This window comes from Kocuria salina, assembly GCF_013368965.1.
Lineage (GTDB): Bacteria > Actinomycetota > Actinomycetes > Actinomycetales > Micrococcaceae > Kocuria > Kocuria rosea.
The window spans coordinates 657,667-674,209 of sequence record NZ_SSSF01000001.1 but is presented as its reverse complement, the minus strand read 5'-3'; the positions used below and the strand labels follow the sequence as shown (position 1 = coordinate 674,209).

The following is a 16,543-nucleotide window of genomic DNA, read 5'->3' as shown; positions in this document are numbered from 1 at the left end:
CCGGCCCCACCGCGTGCCGCAGCGCCCCGCCCCAAGAGTCCCGGGGCGGGGCGCTGCGGCACATCCACCCGGACGACGTGCTGCCGGGGCAGTGAACGGCTCTCTCGGCACCCGGTCCGGCAGGATGGGAGGAAGGTCCCGGCGCCGACCTCACATTCCGGCCGGTCCGTCCGTCTACGGGGTGATGGAGACGAAAGAGCCTTTCGAGACACTGGTGACTCGGCACGGCCCCGTGGTGTGGCGGGTCTGCCGGGCCGTGCTGAGCACGTCCGCGGACGCCGAGGACGCGTGGTCGGAGACGTTCCTGGCCGCGCTGCGGGCGTACCCGGACCTGCCGGCCACGGCGAACGTGCAGGCGTGGCTGGTGACGATCGCCCACCGCAAGGCGGTCGACGTCGTCCGGGCCCGGTGCCGGGCGGCGGTGCCCGTGGCCACCCTCCCGGAGCCACCGGCCCACCGGGACGCCCCGCACGAGCACGACTCCCCGCTGTGGGCGGCGGTGGCCGCCCTGCCGCCCAAGCAGCGGCACGCCGTGGCCTACCGCTATCTGGGCGGACTGCCCTACCGGCAGATCGCCGAGCTGCTCGGCGGCACCCCGGAGGCCGCCCGCCGGGCCGCCTCGGACGGCGTGGCCGCCCTCCGCAAGGCCCTCATCACGACCGCCCCCGCGAACGGCACGGGAACCCGCGCCGGGAACCACGCCAAGGCTCTCCCGGGGAACCGCGCCGGGAACCGCACGGGGCACCACACCCAGCTCGACCGGACAGGAGAGGACCAATGACCACGAACACCCTCGGCTCGACCCCGCGCTCCCCCCTGCGGAGCCTCCGCGCCGACCCCGTGCCGGAGACCGTGCTGCGCGGTCTGCACCGGCGCCTGGAGGAGGGGGCCGCCCGGGCGGGGTTGCTCGACGTCGCGTTCACGACCGTCAGCACCCCGGTGGGCGTGCTGCTGCTGGCCGCCACGGAGGAGGGGCTGGTGCGGGTGGCCTACGCGCGGGAGGACCACGAGGCGGTCTTGCAGGACCTGGCCCGCCGGATCAGCCCGCGGGTGCTGCGGGCCCCGGCCCGCCTGGCACCGGCCGTCCGGCAGCTCGAGGAGTACTTCGCCGGGACGCGCACCCGCTTCGACCTCCCGCTGGACCGGTCGCTCTCGCACGGGTTCCGGCGCCTGGTCCAGGAGCACCTGCCCGAGATCGGCTACGGCCGCACGGAGAGCTACGGCGCGGTGGCCCGGTCGGTCGGGCGCCCGCAGGCCGTGCGGGCGGTGGGCACGGCCTGCGCCACGAACCCGCTGCCCGTGGTGGTCCCGTGCCACCGCGTGCTGCGCGGGGACGGCGGCCTGGGCGGGTACGTCGGCGGCCTGGAGGCCAAGGCGGCGCTGCTCGAGCTGGAGGCGGCGGCCTGAGCAGGATCGGCCGCCCCGGTACGACGTGCCGGCGTCGCGCCGCACCTCAGAGGCGCGGCGCGGCGTCCGCGTGCCGGGTGGCGTGGTCGTAGGCGCGGGCGGTCCGGAGCAGCTCGACGTCGCGCCCGTGCGCGGCGACGAGCTGCAGCCCCACGGGCAGCCCGCCGGGGCTGAAGCCGCCCGGCACCGAGACGGCCGGGCAGCCGGTGGCGGAGATCAGGCTCGCCGAGCGCATCCACTCGACATATGTCTGCATCGGCATACCCGCGACCGTGCGGGGCCAGCGCTCCGCCGACGGGAACGGCAGCACCTGGGAGGTGGGGGTCAGCAGCACGTCCCAGCGGCCGAAGAACGCGCGCACTGCCTCGTGCAGGCGCGTGCGCGCCAGGGCGGCGTCCATGAGCTGCTCGGCGGTCAGCGCCAGGCCCTTCTCGACGTTCCACACGATCTCCGGCTTCACGAGCTCGCGGTGCTCCGCGACCACCTCGCGCAGATTCACGGCCATGTCGAAGGCCCGGGTCACGTCGAACACCTCGTCGGCGTCGCGCAGGTCCGGGACGGCCTCCTCGACCACGGCACCGAGCTCCTCGAACACCCGCGCTTGGGCGACCAGCACTTCGACGATCTCCGGCTCCACCGGGACGCCGAGGCCGAAGTCCGCGCTCAGCCCGATCCGCACGCCGGCCAGGGGGCGGGCCCCCGGGTCGGGTGGGTCCTCCGCCGCGAGCGCCCGGAACCCGGTCCGCGGTGCCGGGCAGTCCAGGGGGATCCGCGGGTCGGGGCCGGCCAGCACGGACATGGCCAGGGCGAGGTCGTCCACGCTGCGGGCCAGCGGACCGGAGCGGCCCAGCCACTCCCAGGCGTTGCCGGCCGGGGCCGAGGGCACGACCCCGGCGGAGGGTCGGAAGCCGGCGATGCCGCAGAACGCAGCCGGGTTGCGCAGGGACCCGCCCATGTCGGAGCCGTCGCCCAGGGGCTGGATCCGGGACGCGATCGCCGCGGCCGCCCCGCCGCTGGACCCGCCCGCGCTGCGGTCGAGCGCCCAGGGGTTGTGCGTGGTCCCGAAGACCTCGTTGAAGCTGTGGGAGCCCGCGGCGAACTCGGGCACGTTGTTCTTCCCGGTGCTGATCACCCCGGCCGCCGTGAACCGGGCGACGATCAGGTCGTCGTGCCCCGGGACGTGCTCGGCGAACACCGGGGAGCCGGACGTGGTGCGGATCCCGGCGGTGGCGTGGGTGTCCTTGTGCGTCATCGGCACCCCGTGCAGGGGCGGCAGCTCGGCGGCGGGTGTGGCGGCGGTGAGCTCGTCGGCGCGGGCGGCGGCCGCGTACGCCTGCTCGCGGACCTGCGTGACCACGGCGTTCACGGCGGGGTTCACGGCGTCGATCCGGGCGAAGTGGGCGTCGAGCACCTCCCGCGCGGAGACCGTGCGGGCCCGGACGGCCGCGGCGAGCTCCCGCGCGGAGAGCCGGCAGGGGTCGGTGGGGTCGGTGGTCATACAGGCACCGTACGCCGGGCTCCGGTCCCCGGAAGGGCGCTCGGCGGCGTGCCCCCGTAGCATTGGAGGATGCTCTCCCTCCACGGACCTTCTCTTCCGATCCCGTCCCGGCCCCGGAGCGGAGGTGAGCGCTGATGTGCGGCATCGCCGGTGAGGTCCGGTTCGACGGCGCCGGCGCGGACCCGGGCACGATCCACCGCATGACGTGCGCCCAGGCCGGCCGCGGCCCGGACGGGCAGGGCGCCTGGGCCCAGGGGCCGGTGGCCATGGGCCACTGCCGGCTGAAGATCGTCGACCTGAGCCCCTCGGGCGGGCAGCCGATGGTCGACTCCCGGCTGGGGCTGTCGATCGTGTTCAACGGGATGATCTACAACTACCGGCAGCTGCGCGAGGAGCTGCGCGGGATGGGCTACGAGTTCTTCTCCACCTCGGACACCGAGGTCGCCCTGAAGGCCTACCACCGCTGGGGCCGGGAGTGCGTCTACCACTTCCACGGCATGTTCGCCTTCGCCATCACCGAGCACACGAGCGGGCGCACCGTCCTGGCCCGCGACCGGCTGGGCATCAAGCCGCTCTACGTCGACCACACGGGGGCGCGCCTGCGGTTCGCGTCCACGGTGCAGGCGCTGCTGGCGGCCGGGGACGTCGACACCTCGATCGACCGCACGGCCCTGTCCTACTACCTCACCTTCCACTCGGTGGTCCCGGCCCCGCGCACGATCCTCAAGGGCGTGCGGAAGATGCCGCCGGCGACCGTGCGCACGGTCGAGCCCGACGGCTCGGCCTCGGACCACGAGTACTGGAACCCCCAGTTCACCCGCGACGAGGACCGCTCGGGCTGGTCCGAGCAGGAGTGGCAGGACGGGCTCGTCGAGAAGCTGCGCACCGCGGTGAAGCGGCGCATGGTGGCGGACGTCCCCGTGGGCGTGCTGCTCTCCGGCGGCATCGACTCGAGCCTCGTCGTCGCCCTGCTCGCGGAGAGCGGGCAGGAGGACCTGCAGACGTTCAGCATCGGCTTCGAGTCCCGGGGCGAGGAGTCCGGGGACGAGTTCGAGTTCTCGTCCCTCGTGGCCCGCCGCTTCGGCACCGACCACCACCAGATCGCGATCGACGACGCCCGCCTGGTCCCGGCGATCGACCGGACCGTCGCCGCGATGAGCGAGCCCATGATCAGCCACGACTGCGTGGCCTTCTACCTGCTCAGCGAGGAGGTCTCGAAGCACGTCAAGGTGGTGCAGTCGGGGCAGGGCGCCGACGAGGTGCTCGGCGGCTACCACTGGTACCCGCCGCTGGCCGACGTCGCGCGCGACGACGCCCGGAAGACCTACTCCCAGTCGTTCTTCGACCGGCCGTGGTCCCGGCTCGCGAAGGTCCTCTCCCCCGAGTGGATGGCGACCCACGACGCGCCGACCGCGTTCATCGAGCGCCACTTCGGCCGCCCCGGCGCGGAGACGGCCGTGGACGCCGCCCTGCGCACCGACTCCACGGTGATGCTCGTGGACGACCCCGTGAAGCGCGTGGACAACATGACCATGTCGTGGGGCCTCGAGGCGCGGGTGCCGTTCCTCGACCACGAGCTCGTGGAGTTCGCCGGGCGCATCCCGCCGGAGCTCAAGCTCGCCGACGGCGGCAAGGGCGTGCTCAAGCGCGCGGCGCGCGGCATCGTCCCGGACGAGGTGATCGACCGGAAGAAGGGCTACTTCCCGGTCCCGGCGATCCGCACCCTCGAGGGCGGGACCCTGGACCGGGTCGAGGCCGCCCTGACCGACCCGGCGGCGGTGCGGCGCGGGCTCTACAACTCGGAGGTCGTGGAGACCCTGCTGGCCGACCCGAACCAGCACCACACGCCGCTGCGCTCGAACGTGCTGTGGCAGCTGGGCCTGCTGGAGATGTGGCTGCAGGAGAACGGCATCTCCTGACCGCAGCGGACCGGACCGACGACGGCGCGCCCCGTCACCCGCTGCGGGTGACGGGGCGCGCCGTCCTCGCCGGGGACCTCCGCGTCAGTCGCGCCGGCCGGCGCCGACCAGCTCGCGCTCGGCGTCCGGGCCCGGCGCCGCGTCGCCCCAGCCGCTCGGGTCGGCCGCGGCGGCCGGGTCCTCGGGGGCGGGGGTGCGGTCGCGGCGCAGGGAGTCGCCCTCCACGTCCACGTTCGGCAGGATCCGGTCGAGCCAGCGGGGCAGCCACCAGGCCCGGTCGCCGAGCAGGTGCATGACCGCGGGGATCAGCGTCATGCGCACCACGAAGGCGTCGACGAGCACGCCGAAGGCGAGCCCGAAGCCCAGGGGCCGGATCATCGCCATGTGGGAGAACATGAAGCCGGCGAACACCGAGATCATGATGATCGCGGCGGCGGTGACCACGGCCCGGCCGGCCTGGAGCCCCTCCTGCACGGCGGCCCGCGCCGAGCGGCCGTGCACGAACGCCTCCCGCATCCCGGAGACGAGGAACAGCTGGTAGTCCATGGCCAGGCCGAACAGCACGCCCACGAGGATGGTGGGCAGGAAGCTCAGGACCGGGCCCGGCGCGTGCACGCCGAGCAGACCGCCCAGCCAGCCCCACTGGTAGATCGCCACCACCGCGCCGAACGCGGCGAAGAGGGAGAGCATGAACCCGGCGGTCGCCACGACCGGCACGAGGATCGAGCGGAAGACGAGCACCAGCAGCACCAGGGACAGCCCGATCACCACGGTGAGGTACAGCGGCAGCGCGTCGGCCAGCAGCTGGGAGACGTCGATGTTGCCGCCGGTCTGGCCGGTGACGCCGATGCTCACTCCGAGCTCGTCCTCCAGGGCGGGGGACAGGGCGCGCAGGTCGTTGACGAGCCGCTCGGTGGACTCGGCGGCCGGGCCGTCCACGGGCACGACCTGGAACGCGGCGGTCCGGTGGTCCTCCGACAGCCCCGCCGGGACCACCGAGACGACGTCGTCCTCCGCCATGAGCTCCTCGCCCACGGCGAGCTGCAGATCGGCGGCCCCGGACTCGTCCGTGCCCTCCGGCAGGTCGGCGACCACGAGCAGCGGGCCGTTGGCGCCGGCGCCGAACTTCTCGTCGAGGACCTGGTAGGTGCGGTACTGGGTGGAGTCCTCGGGCTCGGAGGAGGCGTCCGGCAGGCCCAGGCGCATCGAGGCCGCGGGGAGCGCGACGACGACGAGCGCGAGCACACCGGCCACGAGGGTCAGCACCGGGTGGCGGGTGGCCACCCCGGGGCGGGGTTCCCCGAGGTGGGCGGGCCGGCGGGCCGCGCGGGTCCGGGCGCGGGCGGAGAGCAGCCGCTCCCCCACCAGGGACAGCAGCGCCGGGGTGAGGGTCACGGCGACCAGCACGGCCACGGCCACGCAGACCGCCGCCGCGGTGCCCATGACGCCCAGGAACGGGATGCCGGTGACGTTGAGCGCGGCCAGGGCGATGATCACGGTCAGCCCGGCGAAGACCACCGCGTTGCCGGAGGTCCCGGTGGCCAGGCCGATGGACTCGTGCAGCTCCGTGCCGGCCAGCAGCTGCTGGCGGTGCCGGTTGAGGATGAACAGCGAGTAGTCGATGCCCACGGCCAGTCCGAGCATGACGCCCAGCATCGGGGTCACCGACATCATGTCCAGCACCCCGGAGAAGGACAGCACGCCGAGGGCGCCGACGGACACGCCGGTGAGTGCCATCAGGATGGGCAGGCCGGCGGCCACGAGGGTGCCGAGCATGACGAGCAGCACGATCCCGGCGATGACCACGCCGATCACCTCGGCGGGGCCGACGAGCTGGGAGATGTCCTGGGCGATCTCCAGGGAGTAGTCGACCTGCACGCCCTCGATCTCCGTGCCGTCCACGGCGGCCTGGAGGGACTCCTTCTCCTCGGCGGTGACCGCCTGCTGCTCGGCGGTGAAGGTCACCACGGCCATCGCGGTGGTGCCGTCCGCGGAGACCGTGCGGGTCTCCTCGGCCAGGGCCATCATCCGCTCGCCGCGGTCGAGCTCGGGCAGGCCGTCCGCGAGCTGCTCCCGGTTGCGCTCGAGCTCCGCGCGGCCGTCGTCGAGGGCCTCCTGGCGCTCGTCGAGCTCGTCGAGGACCTGGTCGGGGGCGTCGGCCCGCTCGGCCTGCTCCCGGGCGGTGTCGAGCTTCTCCTGGTTCTCGTCGAGCGTGTCCTCGGCGGCGTCGAGCTGCGCGCGGCCGTCGGCGGCCTGTTCGCGCCCGTCCGCGAGCTGCTGCTCCTGCGCCTCGCGCTCGTCCTGGGCGGCGAACGGGTCCAGGACGCCGTCGACGCCCGGGGACTCCTCCGCCTCGGTGAGCGCCTTCCCGATCTGCTCGCGCTGGTCCGCGGTGAACGGGTCGCCGTCCTCGGTCTGGAACACGATCCGGCCGGTGCCGTGGCCGGCGTCGGGCAGCTCGCTCTGCAGGCGGTCGGCCAGCCGCTGGGTCTCGGTGCCGGGAACGGTGATCGCGTTGGTCAGCTGCCCGCCGAAGGCGGCGAAGGCGCCGCCGGCGAGGAGCAGGACCACCGCCCAGGCCGCGACCACGGCCCAGGCGCGACGGGCGGCGAAGCGCCCGAGTCGGTACAGCAGATGTGCCATGTCTCTTCTCTGTCGGTCGTGTTCCGTGGGTCGTGCTCTGGGGGTCGTGCTCTGTCGGTCGGGTCAGTCGGCGAAGCCGTGGCGCAGGCGCTCCACGGCGGTGCGCAGCAGCCGGCGCCAGGTCTCGCGGCTGTCCGGGGTGTCCACCGCGCCGGTCTCCTCGGCCCACCGCTCGAAGGACACGGCCAGGGCGTGGAGCAGCAGGCTTGCGAGCAGGTCCACGGTGAAGGAGGGTGCGCCGGGGACCCGGTCGGTGATCTCGGCGGCCAGCCGGGCGGTGAGGGTCTGGAACACCTCGTGCGCCCACATCGCGGTGATGGGGCTGTCCCCGCTCGCGCCCATCAGGTGGGCGATGTGGCACATGGCGGGGACGAGCTCGGTCCGCTCGATGACGTCGGCCAGCTGCTCGAGGACGGCGCCGGGGCTGGGGTTCGCGGGCGGCGGGGTGGCCTCCACGACGCGCGCGAAGTTGTCGACGAACACGCCGAGCAGCTCGCTGAAGCGCGCGTAGACCGCGTCGTCCGCGGAGGCGAAGTGGTTGAAGATGGTGCGCCGCGAGACCCCGGCCCGATCGGCGAGGTCGTTGACGGTGAAGCGCCCCAGTCCGCGCTCCGCGGCCAGGGCCGCGGCGGCGTCGATGATGGCGCGGCGGTTGTGGTACTTCACGGCCTCCCGCCGGTCCTCCGGGGGGTGGTGCCGGGCGGGCTCGGCGGGCAGGTTCGTCACGAGTGCTGACACTAGGTGCAACCATGCACTCCGTGCAACATTGCACTGTGTGCAACGTGCCACACCGGACGCGGCCCGCCCGGAACGCCGACCGCGGGAAATGGAGGGGGCGAAGGATCACGACCGGGTCACGATCCGCGGCGAGAACCCTGCGGGAGGGCCCTCGGGGGTGGCCGCACGGTGATCCTCCCGCGTACGGTCGTCCCCGTCCTGCCGGAACGGCACCGAGCACAGCACGACGACGAGGAGACCACCATGCACCGCTTCCCCCGGACCGCAGCCTCCGCGGCGGCCGCGCTCCTCCTGGCCGGCACCGCCGCCGGCTGCGCCGAGGAGACCGAGCTGACCCGCGCCGACCAGTCGGGCGTGCCCACCGAGGAGCTCGTGGGCGAGGCCATGACGCTCACCGGCGAGGTGCAGGAGGTCCTGGCCCATCAGGTGATCGCCATCGGCGCGGAGGACACGCTCGTGCTCGCAGACCAGCTGCCGGAGGGGCTGTCCGTGGGCGACGAGGTCGAGGCCACCGGCACGGTGGAGGAGCGGGACGTCTTCACGGTCGACGACTACGAGGCGCTGCAGGCGGTCGCCGACGAGGAGACGGCGCAGCTCTACGTCGACCGCGGCGAGGAGCTCATCCTCGTCGACGCGACCGTGACGCGAACGGACTGACCCTCCGCACTCCCCCGCGGACGGACGGACGGACGGGCCTGCGCCCGCGCCCCGGGCAGGGTCCGCGCGCCCGTGCCCTACCGTGGGCCAGGAGCAGACCGGCGCGACCGAGAGGACAGCAGTGGCGAGGAACGACGGCACCCGGCACGAGCACCGGCGGCCGGTCGACGAGGCCGAGCAGCTAGGCCTCGCGGAGGGGCTCGCGCGCCGGCTCGACCGGCCGATGGGCGTGCTGGGCGTGCTGTTCCTGTTCGTGGTGCTCGGGCAGCTGCTCGCCGAGGACCCCGGGCTCGTGGCCCTCCTCAACGTGGTCGGCTGGCTCTTCTGGGCCGTGTTCGTCGGCGAGTTCCTGCTCCGGGCCTACGTCGCCGGGTTCTCCGCCCGGTTCTGGAAGCGCAACTGGTGGCAGGTGCTGTTCCTGCTGCTGCCCTTCCTGCGCTTCGTCCGTGCGCTGCAGGCCGCCCGGCTGCTCCGGCTCACCCGCCTGACGCGGGCGGGGAGCGTGCTCTCGGCCGGGGTGCGCGGCTCCCGCTCGGCGGGGAAGCTGCTGTCCAGCAGGATCGGCTGGCTCGCGGCGGTCACCGGCGTCGTCGTGCTGGTCTCGAGCCAGCTGCTGTACGTCCTCGGCCACTACGCGGGATACGGCCCGGCGCTGTCCGACGCGGCGATGTCCACCGTCACGGGCCGGGAGCTCGGGGCGCAGGGAGGCTTCCCCCGCGTGCTGGAGGTGGTGCTGGCGCTCTACTCGGTGGCCGTCTTCGCCACCCTCGCCGGCTCCGTCGGGGCGTACTTCCTCCGGGGCGAGGCCGCGGCCGGATCAGAGGCTGCCTCGCAGCCCGGACCGGGGTCCGCACCGGGGTCCGGGACCGGCCACTATGCGGGCCGGGAGAGCGCCGAGTAGGCTGGGGCCGACCGAACAGATCAGCAGGCTGTCCATCCGGCCCGGAGGGGACGGCCCTGAGAAGGAGGATCGATGAAGGCTCTGACATGGCAGGGAAAGCGCTCCGTGAGCGTCGAGGAGGTCCCGGATCCGCAGATCCAGGAGCCCACGGACGCGATCGTCCGGATCACCTCGTCCGGGATCTGCGGGTCGGACCTGCACCTGTACGAGGTGCTGGGCCCGTTCATGGACAAGGGCGACATCATCGGCCACGAGCCGATGGGCATCGTCGAGGAGGTCGGCTCGGCCGTCACCCACATCAAGGCCGGGGACCGTGTGGTCATCCCGTTCAACGTCTCCTGCGGGCACTGCTTCATGTGCAACCAGGGGCTGCAGTCGCAGTGCGAGACCACGCAGGTCCGCGAGTACAACAGCGGCGCGGCGTTCCTCGGCTACTCGCGGCTCTACGGCTCGGTGCCGGGCGGCCAGGCCGAGTACCTCCGGGTGCCGCACGCCGACTACGGGCCCATCAAGGTCCCCGAGACCGGTGAGGACGAGCGGTACCTGTACCTCTCCGACGTGGTGCCCACCGCGTGGCAGGCCGTGAAGTACGCCGCTCCCCCGGAGGGCGGCTCCCTGGCCGTGCTGGGCCTGGGGCCGATCGGCCAGATGTCCGCCCGGATCGGCCGGCACCTGGGCTACCGCGTGCTCGCGGTGGACCCGGTCGCCGAGCGCCGGGCGATGGCCGAGCGCCACGGCATCGAGACGCTGGACTCCTCGGGCGACGTGGCCGAGCGACTGAAGGACCTCACCGACGGCCGCGGTCCGGACTCCGTGGTGGACGCGGTCGGGATGGAGGCGCACGGCTCCCACGTGGCCGGCGTGGCGCACAAGGCGGTGGGACTGCTGCCGTCCCCGCTGGGCCGCAAGGCGATGGAGACGGCCGGGGTGGACAAGCTCGACGCGCTGTACACCGCCATCGACGCCGTCCGGCGCGGCGGGACGATCTCGCTCAGCGGCGTGTACGGCGGCATGAAGGACCCCATGCCGATGCTCACGCTGTTCGACAAGCAGGTCCAGATGCGCATGGGCCAGTGCAACGTGAAGTTCTGGATCGACGAGCTCCTGCCGCTCGTGGACGACCCCTCGGACCCGCTGGGCGTGCTCGACCTGGCGACCCACCAGGTGCCGCTGGCGCAGGCGCCCGAGATGTACGAGAAGTTCCAGAAGAAGGAGGACGGCTGCATCAAGGTGGTGCTCAAGCCGTAGCCCCGCCCACAGCGGTCGTGCCGCCGGCCCCCGTCCCTCGTGAGGGACGGGGGCCGGCGCGCGCCGTCCACGGTGTCCGGTCCACGGCGCTCAGCCGACCGTGATGCACACCCGGGCCGGGAGCAGGGCGTCGAGGTCGCCGTCCAGGGCCAGGGCGGGCGTGCTCGAGCCGAGGGCGGCGGCCGGGACGCCGCGCACCGCCATGCGCAGGGCGAGCTCCGTGGTCAGCCACGGGGTGGTGCCGTAGCCGGGGTTGCCCTGCGCCTCCAGCACGGCGGGGAAGCTGCTGCCCTCGTGGGTGGTGAACACCCCGCGGGTGGTCCAGGACCAGCCGGTGAGCACGTCGCCCACCGGGCCCGTGCCGACCTGGGGCAGGACTCCCGACAGGACGCCGGCGAGCCGCGCGCGCACCGGGTGCGGCAGGCCGGTGGCGAGCCCGGCGAGCGCCTGGAAGGCGGCTACCGCCTGCGCCGCGGCGAGGCGTCCGGCGCCCCGGAGCCCGCCCGAGCGGCCGACGGCCATGGCCTCGCGGAAGGCCACGGGGTGGGCGGCGGCCCCCGGAACGGGGCTGAGGGCCTGGGTGCGGTGCACCACCGGGGGGTTGATCGCCGCGAGCGGGCTCATGGCCGCGAGCACCCGGCCGTCGGCGGTCCGGGCGCGCAGGCGCAGGGGACTGAACGCACGGACGGCGTCGGGGTCCGCGGCGGTCCCGCTGCCGGGCGCGGGGTCCGGCAGGCGGGCGGCGACGTCCCCGGTGCGGGCCGGGTCGGGGTCACGCAGCACCTCGACGAGGCTCTGCACGGTCCCGCCCGAGACCGACTCCGAGAACCCGGTCCCCGGCGGGGTGCGCACGGAGGTCACGAGGTCCGCGGTGCGCAGGGTTTCGCCGCGGGCGGCGGCGTGCCGGCGGGCGGCGTCGACGAGGACGTCGGCGGGCAGAGCCTCGAAGCCGGCCGTGTGCACCAGGGCCACCCCGGCGGCCCGCGCGGCCCCGTGCAGCTCCCGGTCCGTCCGGTGCACGAGCTGGGACTCGCCCGTCACGTCGACGTAGTGGGTGCCCTCCGCGACGCACGCGGCGAGCACCGGGGGCGCCAGCCGCGTGTAGGGCCCGGCGAGATCGACCAGCACGTCGGCCCGGCGGACGAACGCGCGCAGGGAGCCGGGGTCCGCGATGTCGGCGTGCAGGACCTCGGGCACGGGGAGGTCGCGCTCGGCGCACAGGGCGCGCACGCGCTCGGGGTCCCGGGCGCCGACGACGACGTCCACCCCCGCCTCGGGCGCCCGCGCCAGGAGATGGGCCAGCGCCGTGCGACCGGTGATGCCGGTGGCGCCGAGCAGGCCCACGACGGGCCGGGAGTTCTGCTGGGGTTCCATCCGGCCACTCTAGGGGAACGGTCCGGCCGGACGCCGGAGCACCGACCAGCATGCGTCCACGCTCGGCGTCCGGGCGCCGCACCGTCCCTGGTGGCGGTCAGGTCCGGGGCCTACCGTGGTGCTCAGGGGCCCCGCCTCTGCGTCCCTGAGCCTCCGGCCCGGAACTCCTCGACCCGCACACCTCGCACTTCCTGCCACCCGACCCGCTGCATGCGAGAAAGGCCTCGCCGTGACCACCTCCCCCGCACCCTCCGCCGGCACCCGCCGCGCCGACCCTCGGCCCACCACCGCCGACCGCGTCCGCCAGGTCGTGGTCACCGTCAGCGAGATCCTCGGCCTCGCAGGACCGCTCATCGGAGCCGGCATCATCGGCACCCAGGTGGAGGAGTCCTCGGGCGGGAGCCTGTCCGCGGACTCCACCCTGCTCGCGCCGGCCGGCACGGCGTTCTCGATCTGGTCGGTGATCTACCTGGGGCTGCTCGCCTACACCGTCTGGCAGTGGCTGCCCTCCCGGACCACGGACCCCCGCGCGCGGGCCACGGGCTGGCTCGCGGCGGCCTCCATGCTCCTCAACGCCGGCTGGCTGCTGGTCACCCAGCAGGGCTGGATCTGGGCCAGCGTCGGGGTCATCGTCGCCCTGGTCCTGATCCTGGGCCTGCTGGTGGACCGCCTGACGCGCGTCCCCGGCCGGCGCGGCCCGCTCGACCTGGTGGTGGTCGACGGCACCTTCGGGCTGTACCTGGGCTGGGTGTCCGTCGCGACGGCGGCCAACGTGGCGGCCGCCCTCGTGGCCTCGGGCGTGTCGCAGGAGGGCCGGGGCGCCGAGTGGATCGGCGTCGTCGTCGTGCTCGTGCTCGCCGTGGTCGTCGCCGCGATCCAGCGGCGGGTCGGCGGCCGCTGGGCCGTGGCCGCCGCGGCCGCGTGGGGGCTGTCCTGGATCGCGATCGGCCGGGCCACGGACGAGCCGCGGTCCATGATCGTGGCCTGGGGCGCGGCCGCGGCCGCGATCCTGGTGGTGCTGGCCACGGCGTACCTCCGCCGCCGTGCCGGTGCCGGCACCGGCACACAGGATGCCGACCAGCACGAGGCAGAGCGGCGCCGGGCCGAGCGGCGCCGGGCCGGCCGGGCCGTGGACGACCGGGCGGTGGGCGAGCAGCGCTGAGGACCTTGCTCCCGCCGCCGCTTCCCGGCGCGGCCGGTCAGCCGCGCAGCTGCCGGAGCGCCCGCACGGCCGCGTCCCCGTAGCCGCCGCCGAACCGGACGGCGTGCACCAGCAGCGGCGGCAGCTGGTACCACGGCACCCGCTCCTGCCAGCCGGGCGCGAGCGGGTGCTCGGCGTCGTAGGCGGCCAGGCACTCCTCGCCGAAGCCGCCGAACAGCAGCATCATCGCGATGTCGACCTCGCGGTGGCCCCAGTGCGCCGACGGGTCGATCAGCCAGTTCCGGCCCCGGACGTCCACGAGCCGGTTCCCGGCCCACAGGTCGCCGTGCACCAGGGTGGGCGGCTCCGGCGGCCCCGCGAGCTCCTCGGCCCGCGGGGCGAGCTCCTCGAGCAGGTCCGCGGCGTGCGGGGCGATCCGGCCGGCCCCGAGGGCGTCCCGCAGCAGCGGGCGGATCCGCCGGTCGAGCAGGAACGCCGCCCAGTCCTGGGTCGGGGACAGGTCCACCGCGAAGGACCCGATCCGCCCGGGCAGCGCCGGGTCGAGCCCGCCGAAGGCCTTCCCCCGCACCCGGTGCAGCGCCGCGAGCCCGCGCCCGCACTCCACCTCGGTCCCGGACGGGCGCCGGCCCGGGGCCTCGTCGATCCACTCGAGGACGATGCCGTCGTCCGTCCACCGCACGACCTCCGGCACCCCGAGGAACTCCGGCACGTGCTCCCGCAGGGCGTGCAGGCCGGCGACCTCCGCCGCCATCATCCCGGCGGGCGGGTCCGCCATGGTCTTCGCGAACAGGGGTCCCCGCGCCGTCTCCAGGCGGAAGGCCGCCGCGGTGTCGCCGCCGCCGAGCGGGGTGGCCCGTTCCGCCCCGAGGCCGTCGAGGAGGTCGTCGGTGAGGTCGTGCGGCAGATCGGCCGCCCGGTCGAAGGTGCTCATGCTGTCCGTCCTGGTCGATGGGTCCTGCTCCGTGCCCGTGGTCCGCGGCGAGGCCGCGCCGACGCCCGGCCGACGTCCGGCCGGTGCCTCGCCGCGTCCCGCCTAGGGCCGGAGCCGGTCCGTGAGGTCCACGCCGGCCCGTGCCCGCACCACGGCGTCGACGGCGCGGATGAACCCGAGGTGGCTGAACGCCTGGGGGAAGTTCCCGGCGAGCCGCCCGCTGACGGGGTCGAACTCCTCCGCGTACAGGCCGAGGTCGTTGGCGTAGCCCGCGAGCTGCTCCAGGAGCTCGCCGGCGTCCTCCACCCGGCCGCTGCGCGCGTACTGCTCCACGAGCCAGAACGTGCAGATGAGGAACGGGTACTCGTCGCCCTCCAGACCGTCCAGGCCGGAGGCGGTCCGGTAGCGGTGCACCAGCCCGTGCTCGCCCCGCAGGTCCCGCTCGATCCGGGCCACGGTGCCGAGCATCCGCGGGTCGTCGTAGGCCACGAAGCCCGTGTGCGGCAGCTGCAGCAGCGAGGCGTCCACCTCGGTGTTCTCGTAGGTCTGCGTGAACGTGTTCAGCTCCGCGTCGAAGCCGTGCTCCATGATCTCGGCGCACAGCCGCTCCCGCAGCTCCCGCCAGCGCTCCACCGGCCCGGAGAGCCCGTGCTCCTCGACGGCGCGCACCCCCTGGTCGAAGGCCGCCCACATCATGGCGCGCCCGTGCACGAAGAACGCGGAGGGCCCGCGCATCTCCCAAATCCCGTGGCCGGCCCGGTCGAAGTTGCGCTCGCAGAAGCGCAGCAGGTTCTTCTGCAGCCCCCACGACCACCGGTCCTCCTCCACGCCCGCGTCCCGGAGGGCGGCGAGCGCCAGCATGACCTCCCCGACGACGTCCGCCTGGTACTGGCCCACGGCGCCGTTGCCGATCCGCACGGGAGTCGACTCCTCGTACCCGCCGAGGTGGCCCAGCTCGCTCTCGGGCAGCTGCCGCTCCCCCGCCAGGCCGTACATGATCTGGATCTGGTCGGGGTCCCCGGCCACGGCCCGCAGCAGCCAGTTGCGCCAGTGCAGGGCGCCGTCGGTGAAGTCGTGGGCGACGAGCACCTCGATGGTCAGGGCGGCGTCCCGGAGCCAGGTGTAGCGGTAGTCCCAGTTGCGGCTGCCCCCGAACTCCTCGGGCAGCGAGGTGGTGGGGGCCGCCACGATCCCTCCGGTGCCCCGGTGGGTGAGGGCCCGGAGCACGAGCAGCGAGCGCAGGACCGCCTGCTCGTGGCGCTTGTGCGTGCTCACGTGGGAGGACCACTCGGTCCAGAAGGACACCGCCCGGTCGAGGGCGGCGGCGGGGTCCACGGGGACGGGCAGCCCGTGGTGGGACTCGTGCCAGGTCAGCACCCAGTCGAGGGACTCCCCCGCCGAGAGCGGGAAGCGCCCGCCGAGCCGGTCGGCGACAGCGCCCTCCTCGTCGTCGGCGTGTCCCGGCTCCTCCGGATCGGTCCTCTCGAGCGGGTCGGCGCGGGGGAAGTCCTCGGGGTGCAGCATGGGCCCCGTCAGGAGCAGGGCGTCCGGACCGGCGATCGACAGGTGTCCGCACGTGCCCTCGCCGTCGATGTCGACCCGCCGGGTCCAGGGCAGGGCGCGACCGTAGTCGAAGCGGATCCGCAGGTCGTGCTCCACCTCGACCGTTCCCGAGACGCACTCGACCCGCCGGACGAGGTCGGCGTGGTCCGGGTGGTCGTCCCGGGCCGCCACCGGGGGCAGGAAGTCGGTCACCACCACGGTCCCGGTGGGGGTGCGCCACGTCGTCTCCAGCACGAAGGTGCGGGGCAGGTAGCGGCGCGACGTGACCACGCCGTCGACGGCGGAGAGCTTCCAGCGTCCGTCCTCGGGCGTGCCCAGCAGGGCCGCGAAGACCGACGGGGAGTCGAAGCGGGGGAAGCACAGCCAGTCGACGCTGCCGTCCCGGGACACGAGCGGCCCGGTGTGCAGGTCGGACAGCAGCGCGTAGTCCTCCAGGGGAGTGGACGGGGGCCGGTTCGCGTCGTCGTTCATCCGCCCATTCAACCAGCCGCGGTCGGGCGTC

Annotated in this window: 13 protein-coding genes; 7 read left to right on the top strand and 6 right to left on the bottom strand. The window is 74.5% G+C overall.

Going from position 1 to position 16,543, the window contains the following annotated elements; translation table 11 throughout:
* Nucleotides 1–214 precede the first annotated feature (214 nt).
* Together E7Z53_RS03125 and E7Z53_RS03120 are read left to right on the top strand one after the other, a co-directional pair.
* Nucleotides 215–781 (top strand): RNA polymerase sigma factor, encoded by a 567-nt coding sequence (locus E7Z53_RS03125; protein WP_369597943.1) that lies wholly within the window; start codon nucleotides 215–217, stop codon nucleotides 779–781.
* Nucleotides 778–1,407, top strand: coding sequence for a methylated-DNA--[protein]-cysteine S-methyltransferase (locus E7Z53_RS03120; protein ID WP_152609228.1), 630 nt, complete (start codon nucleotides 778–780; stop codon nucleotides 1,405–1,407). The genes E7Z53_RS03125 and E7Z53_RS03120 overlap by 4 nt, the downstream gene beginning before the upstream one ends.
* A gap of 46 nt (nucleotides 1,408–1,453) precedes the next feature.
* Here the strand turns inward: E7Z53_RS03120 and E7Z53_RS03115 are convergent, their stop codons facing one another.
* Nucleotides 1,454–2,905 carry an amidase family protein gene (locus E7Z53_RS03115; RefSeq protein WP_035924226.1) on the bottom strand — a complete coding sequence of 484 codons (1,452 nt, stop codon included), beginning with the start codon at nucleotides 2,903–2,905 and terminating at the stop codon, nucleotides 1,454–1,456.
* 134 nt (nucleotides 2,906–3,039) lie between these two features.
* Between E7Z53_RS03115 and E7Z53_RS03110 the strand changes: the two genes are divergently transcribed.
* The gene (locus tag E7Z53_RS03110; protein WP_176337133.1) at nucleotides 3,040–4,824 is read left to right on the top strand and encodes an N-acetylglutaminylglutamine amidotransferase; all 1,785 of its coding nucleotides are present in this window, start codon (nucleotides 3,040–3,042) and stop codon (nucleotides 4,822–4,824) included.
* 84 nt (nucleotides 4,825–4,908) lie between these two features.
* Here the strand turns inward: E7Z53_RS03110 and E7Z53_RS03105 are convergent, their stop codons facing one another.
* Nucleotides 4,909–7,467 (bottom strand): MMPL family transporter, encoded by a 2,559-nt coding sequence (locus E7Z53_RS03105; RefSeq protein WP_176337132.1) that lies wholly within the window; start codon nucleotides 7,465–7,467, stop codon nucleotides 4,909–4,911.
* Between the two features lie 63 nt (nucleotides 7,468–7,530).
* A complete protein-coding gene (locus E7Z53_RS03100; RefSeq protein WP_017831787.1) occupies nucleotides 7,531–8,193 on the bottom strand; it encodes a TetR/AcrR family transcriptional regulator in 663 nt (220 codons plus the stop codon).
* A gap of 255 nt (nucleotides 8,194–8,448) precedes the next feature.
* Here E7Z53_RS03100 and E7Z53_RS03095 point away from each other — a divergent pair, with 255 nt between their 5' ends.
* From E7Z53_RS03095 to E7Z53_RS03085, 3 genes are all read left to right on the top strand, one after another.
* The gene (locus tag E7Z53_RS03095; protein WP_176337131.1) at nucleotides 8,449–8,862 is read left to right on the top strand and encodes a hypothetical protein; all 414 of its coding nucleotides are present in this window, start codon (nucleotides 8,449–8,451) and stop codon (nucleotides 8,860–8,862) included.
* A gap of 121 nt (nucleotides 8,863–8,983) precedes the next feature.
* A complete protein-coding gene (locus tag E7Z53_RS03090; RefSeq protein ID WP_217905338.1) occupies nucleotides 8,984–9,763 on the top strand; it encodes a hypothetical protein in 780 nt (259 codons plus the stop codon).
* Between the two features lie 72 nt (nucleotides 9,764–9,835).
* On the top strand, nucleotides 9,836–11,011 hold the full coding sequence (locus tag E7Z53_RS03085; protein WP_058875064.1) for a zinc-dependent alcohol dehydrogenase: 1,176 nt from the start codon (nucleotides 9,836–9,838) through the stop codon (nucleotides 11,009–11,011).
* Between the two features lie 90 nt (nucleotides 11,012–11,101).
* Here E7Z53_RS03085 and E7Z53_RS03080 read toward each other — a convergent pair whose 3' ends face one another.
* Complete coding sequence (locus tag E7Z53_RS03080) at nucleotides 11,102–12,385, bottom strand: saccharopine dehydrogenase NADP-binding domain-containing protein (protein ID WP_176337130.1); 1,284 nt, start codon at nucleotides 12,383–12,385, stop codon at nucleotides 11,102–11,104.
* A 229-nt stretch (nucleotides 12,386–12,614) separates the two neighbouring features.
* Here E7Z53_RS03080 and E7Z53_RS03075 point away from each other — a divergent pair, with 229 nt between their 5' ends.
* Nucleotides 12,615–13,547 (top strand): TspO/MBR family protein, encoded by a 933-nt coding sequence (locus tag E7Z53_RS03075; RefSeq protein WP_176337129.1) that lies wholly within the window; start codon nucleotides 12,615–12,617, stop codon nucleotides 13,545–13,547.
* A gap of 37 nt (nucleotides 13,548–13,584) precedes the next feature.
* Here E7Z53_RS03075 and E7Z53_RS03070 read toward each other — a convergent pair whose 3' ends face one another.
* Together E7Z53_RS03070 and E7Z53_RS03065 are read right to left on the bottom strand one after the other, a co-directional pair.
* Nucleotides 13,585–14,478, bottom strand: a complete 894-nt coding sequence (locus E7Z53_RS03070) for a fructosamine kinase family protein (RefSeq protein WP_176337128.1) — start codon at nucleotides 14,476–14,478, stop codon at nucleotides 13,585–13,587.
* 102 nt (nucleotides 14,479–14,580) lie between these two features.
* On the bottom strand, nucleotides 14,581–16,512 hold the full coding sequence (locus E7Z53_RS03065) for a glycoside hydrolase family 15 protein (RefSeq protein ID WP_176337127.1): 1,932 nt from the start codon (nucleotides 16,510–16,512) through the stop codon (nucleotides 14,581–14,583).
* Nucleotides 16,513–16,543: the final 31 nt, after the last annotated feature.